This is a genomic window from Neobacillus drentensis (assembly GCF_036965645.1).
Taxonomy (GTDB): Bacteria; Bacillota; Bacilli; order Bacillales; family Cytobacillaceae; genus Neobacillus; species Neobacillus drentensis_D.
Genome location: NZ_JBALPZ010000036.1, coordinates 929 through 6,995, shown reverse-complemented (window position 1 = coordinate 6,995; position 6,067 = coordinate 929). Strand labels below are relative to the sequence as shown.

Sequence of the window (6,067 nt, the reverse complement as noted above, 5' to 3'; positions counted from 1 at the left end):
TCGCTTTCCTCCTTGCCTTATCCGAAGACACTCCCTGTTCTGACACCACCAACTTAAACAAAGCCTATTTTGTCAGAATAGGAGACTTATCATCCATGCATGGACTTAGGCTTCTCCCGTTTCTCTCCCAAATGAGAGAACAGCTTAATCCACTTTTGAAATAGTGTCTATCATACTTTTAAATCATGTAACAATAACCACGAAATCAAAATGTAAATATTCTGTCACCCTAATAGAGTTGATGTTAGGATTTTGTAGGTATACACTTTACTTACTATTTGAGGAGTGATTAAGTTGAAAACAGTAGCCATAGATAAGCTGACATTTAAGAAAAAGTTATCAATGATTGAGCAATTTTCAATAAAAGATTTCCTTTTTAAGTGGGTTGGTGAGCCAACAGAGGGATTAGATGATTTTCTTCCACTTGAATACACAGAAAGCGTCTTTGCGAAGATGGAGGCAAAACAGGGAACATCCTTACTCTATAATGAGGATGAACTTTTTAGATATGCAACGATAACGGAAGATAATCAAATTGTTATTGGTTTGCTAGATTCGAATGAAGAATTAAAGCATAGAATCATTTCTCTGGATGAGTTATTAAATGGGTAAGCACTTGCTGGGTGCTTACCTCTTTTTTATGGCAGAAAGCTCTTTGAGTACCTTATGTTAACCACGTAGGAACTTCAACCAGCTCTTCATCACAAAAACACGTATTAGAAGAAGAAGTTCAGTCCTGACATAGGTATAAAGACTAAAGGAAAATAGCAGGATTTACTTTCCCCCTTCTTTCTTTAAAAATAAAGAGAGATGGCATCAAATTACTGTTCGGAAAGGTAGTGATGGAAAAGTTGCTTTATATATGGGATATTGAAGAGATCATAAAAAATACCTTGCAAGAGCACCGATTAGATCTTAATTATGAATTGAACAATCAACTAACTGCTCCTATGAGTTTTAACGTATCGACAAAAACGATTAAGTTTAACTACCTGCAGATCAATGGATACATAGCCAATATTAATTTTAAAATTAAAGAGAAGGATGAAGACTGTGTTAAACTTATTATTTATCATCAGCTCGGCTATTATTTAGATTTCAAGAAAAACAAACATGATTTACGGACGTTAATGTATGGTGAGGATAAAGAAAAGGAACAGCTTCTGGCTTTAATCGAAAGAAATTCCTGGGAATACGGCCGAACCTTGGTACCTGAGAGACTTTTAAAATCCTATGATACAGTACGTTCCATCGATAAAATGCTGCTAAAAAACTATTGAAGCAGCCATAAAAAAATTCCTGCCTTTCCTTTTGGCAGGAATTTTTTTATGTTGATCAAGATCGTCTTTTTCGATTGCGCAAGAACGTAGGAATGTCCAGCGATTTGGCGGAGTTTTCTGCGTATTGGTCATAATTTTGGACGGATTCGCCATGGCTGACCGGATAAGGCTGTCTTTTCCGTTCCCTTTGATAGGGATTAGACATTTTTTCCTCTGAGGGAACGGGAGATTCTTGTATGAGCGTACTCTCTTTTGTCTCCTCCTGCTCAGCAAATCCGGTGGCAATGATCGTGACAATCATTTCGTCCTTTAAGTTTTCGTTAATGACCGAACCAAAGATCATATTTAATTCTTCGTGAGAAGCAGCCGCTACGACTTCGGCAGCCTCCTGTACTTCATAAAGACTTAGATTGTGGCCGCCCGTTATGTTCATAATGACACCTTGAGCTCCATTGATAGAAGTTTCGAGTAACGGACTATTTAAGGCTTTCATTGCAGCCTCGGCCGCACGATTGCTGCCGGTCGCCATACCAATTCCCATTAAGGCTGTTCCTTTATGGGACATGACCGTTTTCACGTCAGCAAAATCAAGGTTGATTAACCCTGGCACCGCGATTAAATCGGAAATCCCTTGAACCCCTTGGCGAAGTACCGCATCTGCTTCACGGAAAGCCTCAAGCATCGGTGTATTTTGATCGACAATCTCCAGTAAGCGATCGTTCGGTATAATGATGAGAGTGTCTACAGCTTCCCTCAAGGCGTTAATGCCTATTTCCGCGTTGCTTGCCCGCTTCTTGCCTTCAAATTTGAACGGACGAGTGACTACCCCGATGGTAAGCGCCCCATGTTTTCGGGCCATTTTGGCAATGGCAGGCGCTGCTCCTGTGCCTGTCCCGCCGCCCATTCCGGCCGTCACGAACACCATGTCTGCACCCTTTAACACTTCATCGATTTGATTTTTGCTTTCTTCTATTGCTAATTTTCCTATTTCGGGGTTGGCACCTGCTCCCAGCCCACGTGTCAGAGAAGTTCCGATTTGCATCTTCGTCTCTGCTTTTGATTGATGAATCGCTTGTGCATCTGTATTAACAGCAATAAATTCTACACCTTCTACTCCGTCTTCGATCATCCGGTTCACGGCGTTGTTTCCCCCGCCGCCAACACCGATTACTTTAATCGTGGCCAATTGGTCCATATACATGATGATTCCTCCTCTTAATCCGAACTATTTGATTTTGAACGAAGAACTTTTGTGTATTTTTCTAAATTGTCACTTTTTTTAGTTTAGTAGATTACCATGCAGACAATTTTGCCGTGTTGATCTTGGTTAGTTTTTAGTCTAAGTAACATTTCAATCCTTGTCTAGTTAAGTCCTACCTAGTTGTTAAAAATAGTTAAAATAGCACATGTTTACGCTCCCCCAGTTAGTTGAAGAGCGATGTAGACTTTTTTGAGAGACACCGTTCTCTATCATTTTTTTTACGTGGGAAAAATGTCGAACTTATCTTCAATACAATCTTTCTTCCATATTGTACAATTAGGACAGCGGTTTAGGTTTCCAAAAATTGGAGGTTCGTAATGAAAAAAGTGAAAGTATTGATTCTGACGGTTGTGTTCCTTTTGACTATGGCCCTGCCAGCAATGGCGCAAAGCAATTCATCTATATACAAAGGCTCCTATCAAAGTGCTTCTTTCTATGGTTCAGAAGGTACAGTCGAAACCTATGTAGACCTATCTACTAACTTTGAAGATAAGGATTCTTATCTCCTTACATACCAAAGCTACAATTATGAAAATGATGAATCCTATTATGGCAGCGCTGTAGTACCAGCCGCCAAGGCAGTTTTTGACTTTAACAAAGGGACGGCCAAGGTGAGTCAGACAGTAGAAGTGTTTAAAGTTGATGTTACTTGCGATGAAGAAGGAAATTGCACTGGCGATGAAACTCCTGCTGGTACTAAGTCTATCAATCTTACATGGGCATTCAATCCAAAGAGTTACTCTACCTCAAAATTCACTGATAAAAATGTCCAAATCGATTACGACGTCTATCTCAAACTTTCTAAGGGTACTTTCAAAGATTACAATAATGTCTCAGTTTCCGGAACCGTCGATGGCAAGGGGACTGCTAGTTTTGAGTATTCCGGTGGTAATGTATCCACTGGTTCTTCCTTCTCCATCATTAAGTAGACATTCCGCTGAACAAAATTTAAAAACCTAAACCATAAAAGGCCGGTTTGCCTTAACCGGCCTTTTAGTCTGCTGCTAAGCCTATGATGGCCAACGCCATCTACTCGTTCTTTTTTTAAGTCTATCTAACAATCTTTTAACAAATAGATTACTCTCTATTCGTTCGACAAATTTCAGAATACCACCCTGTTATAATGGCTTTATCTAAGTATTTTCTAATGTTTCTAGCGGAGGTGTCATGTTTTGAGTGAACTATATTCACCTAAAAACGTACAAGAGTTGCTTGGAATAGATAGCCATACTTTACGGAAGTATGCCACCCTCTTGGAAGGCCATGGGTATCCTATTCACCGGAATACGAAGGGACACAGAGGCTATTTTGATAAAGATGTTAACACACTCCGCAGATTAATCGAAATCAGTAAACAGGATGGTATGACACACGAACGGGCGGCTATATCGGTGATGACCAGTGATGATGAAAAAGTTAGTACAGGCACTGAGCCGGAGGCCGAGCTCATACAGCCTGCTCATGACCAGGATATTCAACAGGATTGTAACCATGATGACCTATTGGAACGGATCGAACATTTGGAGCAAATCAACTTAGATTTAATCAAGCATTTGAAGGAGAAGGCAGTCCGTGAAGCCTCTCTAGAAGAGAAACTGAATCAGATTTTAAACTATGTAAAACGAACAGAGCAGTTCGTGGTCGAGCGAAGTCAAATAGAGGAAGAAACAAGAAGGCAGATTGCCGCCGCCAGTCAGAAAAAATGGTGGAAGTGGTGGAAATGAGAGTAGTTGTGATTATACAGTCATCTAGTGCGACCCTTTAATTAAAAAGAGCATTGCCTTCGTGCGCAATGCTCTTTTTTAACTAGTTTTCTCATATTTATATAGTAGTCGTTTTCCATAATGACTCCACGCTGCCTCAAACTTCAGTGAAAAAATAAATATTTATGGTTATGAATCTAATCATATGTCAAAACTGAGAAGATAAATATGAGGATTATAGAGGTGGTAAAAATGAGAAAAATAAATAAATTAGCAGATTTATGTTGGGAAGGCCTCACTTTACAACACGTGTCTAATAAAGAGATCGTTATCCCTTATCTATTATTTTTAACCCTTACAATCATTTTTGAGCTATTTTTAACCTTTTTGTTCATCTTCTCTTTTTTTATATTTAACAGCTTTGGATATAAACCTCATTTTCAATACTACCTAAGCGGTGGAATTTTAATACTTATGTTAATCATGACAGGAAGCATGGGGACGGTTCTGCTGCTTCCAAAGAAGCACTAGAACCGTCCCCATGCTTCGCACGTGCTTCGACTTAGTCTAGTATTCTTACTTTTACATTTTTGCGGCCCCATTGGAGGGCTTGTTTTGTGGTAGGTAAGAGTACATCGATTTTTTTCCCTTTAATTGCGCCGCCGGTATCGCCTGCAATTGCGTTTCCATAGCCTTCTACCCAGACTTTGGTGCCGAGCGGGATTACTTTCGGATCGACCGCAATCAGCTTCATGTTTGGATTTTTACGAATATTGTAGCCTGCCGCTGTCATTCCACTAGAAGATTCCAGTGGTGTATATGCCGTCGCTTCGACAATGAACTCTGCTGCTGCTTTTACAGCCGTTTTAACCACAAATTGCTTACTTACATACCCTGTTCGGCCATTATAATTAATTTGATACCAGCCGTTTCCAAGGTCGCTTTTTACACTGACAGCTTGTCCCTTGTTCAATTTGCCAATTGAGGCGTAGCCCGTACCGGCACCCGAACGTACATTCAGAGAAGTAGCATTGACGTAATACGTTCCGCTAGTTGCAGCAGTTCCGCTAGTTGTAGTGCTTGTCTCTTTTGTATATTGTGAACTTACATAACCTGTTTTTCCATTATAGTTAATCTGTAGCCAGCCATTCTGGCGGCTCTTTACATTCAATGCCTGACCATTTTTTACTTTTCCAATGATGTGGGAGCTCGTAGCGGGACTTTGACGTACATTTAAGACATTTGCATTAACAACAGTAGCTGCTTCGGCTGATGCTGTAAAAAGGCCGAAACCAATAAATGCAGCAGCTGCCATACTAATTACTTTCTTCATATGTATGTATCCTCCAGCATTTCACTTTTTTTCCATTATAGCAATTACAAAGTCGAAAATACGAAAATACTAGAATTATAAATATATTTGTAAAAATATTAATTGTTTTGTAACATTTTAGAAACATAGGGACGGTTCTCAAGCTTCAATATGACGAAAATATTACTCCATAAGAATAGCCGCCATTATCTGGCGGCTGTATCTTTAAATCTTGCACCCATTCAATGAAGAAAATTATATACTTGTTTCTTTTTCTGCGACTCTTTGTTTATGTTCAAGATACCCGCTAATTTTAACGGATTTATTTTTATAAATAGAACGTAAATTGATATCAATCAGTGACCCAGCGATTAATCCTAAAAAGACAACGGTTATCGAAAAAACATCTGATTTCAACGCGAAAAACAGAGCAACTACACATAAGGCTATACTAAAGAAAAATTCACTTACTAAAAAATGTATTTTTTCCATTTCGCACACTCCTTATTAT

The 6,067-nt window shown here is 39.3% G+C and carries 8 protein-coding genes; 5 read left to right on the top strand and 3 right to left on the bottom strand.

Annotated features, from left to right (window positions below):
- The first annotated feature begins 294 nt into the window (after positions 1-294).
- Positions 295-612 (top strand): hypothetical protein, encoded by a 318-nt coding sequence (locus tag V7266_RS07235; protein WP_335467068.1) that lies wholly within the window; start codon positions 295-297, stop codon positions 610-612.
- 230 nt (positions 613-842) lie between these two features.
- Positions 843-1,280: a hypothetical protein gene (locus tag V7266_RS07230; RefSeq protein ID WP_335467066.1), complete on the top strand. Its 438-nt coding sequence runs from the start codon at positions 843-845 to the stop codon at positions 1,278-1,280.
- Between the two features lie 55 nt (positions 1,281-1,335).
- Here the strand turns inward: V7266_RS07230 and ftsZ are convergent, their stop codons facing one another.
- On the bottom strand, positions 1,336-2,481 hold the full coding sequence (ftsZ, locus tag V7266_RS07225) for a cell division protein FtsZ (RefSeq protein ID WP_335467065.1): 1,146 nt from the start codon (positions 2,479-2,481) through the stop codon (positions 1,336-1,338).
- A 377-nt stretch (positions 2,482-2,858) separates the two neighbouring features.
- Here ftsZ and V7266_RS07220 point away from each other — a divergent pair, with 377 nt between their 5' ends.
- The 3 genes from V7266_RS07220 to V7266_RS07210 all read left to right on the top strand — a co-directional run bounded on the left by V7266_RS07220 (position 2,859) and on the right by V7266_RS07210 (position 4,775).
- Entirely contained in the window at positions 2,859-3,470 is a 612-nt protein-coding gene (locus V7266_RS07220; protein ID WP_335467064.1) for a hypothetical protein, read from the top strand.
- A 243-nt stretch (positions 3,471-3,713) separates the two neighbouring features.
- Entirely contained in the window at positions 3,714-4,265 is a 552-nt protein-coding gene (locus V7266_RS07215; protein WP_335467063.1) for a MerR family transcriptional regulator, read from the top strand.
- 231 nt (positions 4,266-4,496) lie between these two features.
- The gene (locus V7266_RS07210; protein ID WP_335467061.1) at positions 4,497-4,775 is read left to right on the top strand and encodes a hypothetical protein; all 279 of its coding nucleotides are present in this window, start codon (positions 4,497-4,499) and stop codon (positions 4,773-4,775) included.
- Between the two features lie 31 nt (positions 4,776-4,806).
- Here V7266_RS07210 and V7266_RS07205 read toward each other — a convergent pair whose 3' ends face one another.
- Complete coding sequence (locus tag V7266_RS07205; RefSeq protein ID WP_335467060.1) at positions 4,807-5,577, bottom strand: SH3 domain-containing protein; 771 nt, start codon at positions 5,575-5,577, stop codon at positions 4,807-4,809.
- 234 nt (positions 5,578-5,811) lie between these two features.
- A complete protein-coding gene (locus V7266_RS07200; RefSeq protein ID WP_335467059.1) occupies positions 5,812-6,048 on the bottom strand; it encodes a hypothetical protein in 237 nt (78 codons plus the stop codon).
- Between the last annotated feature and the right edge of the window lie 19 nt (positions 6,049-6,067).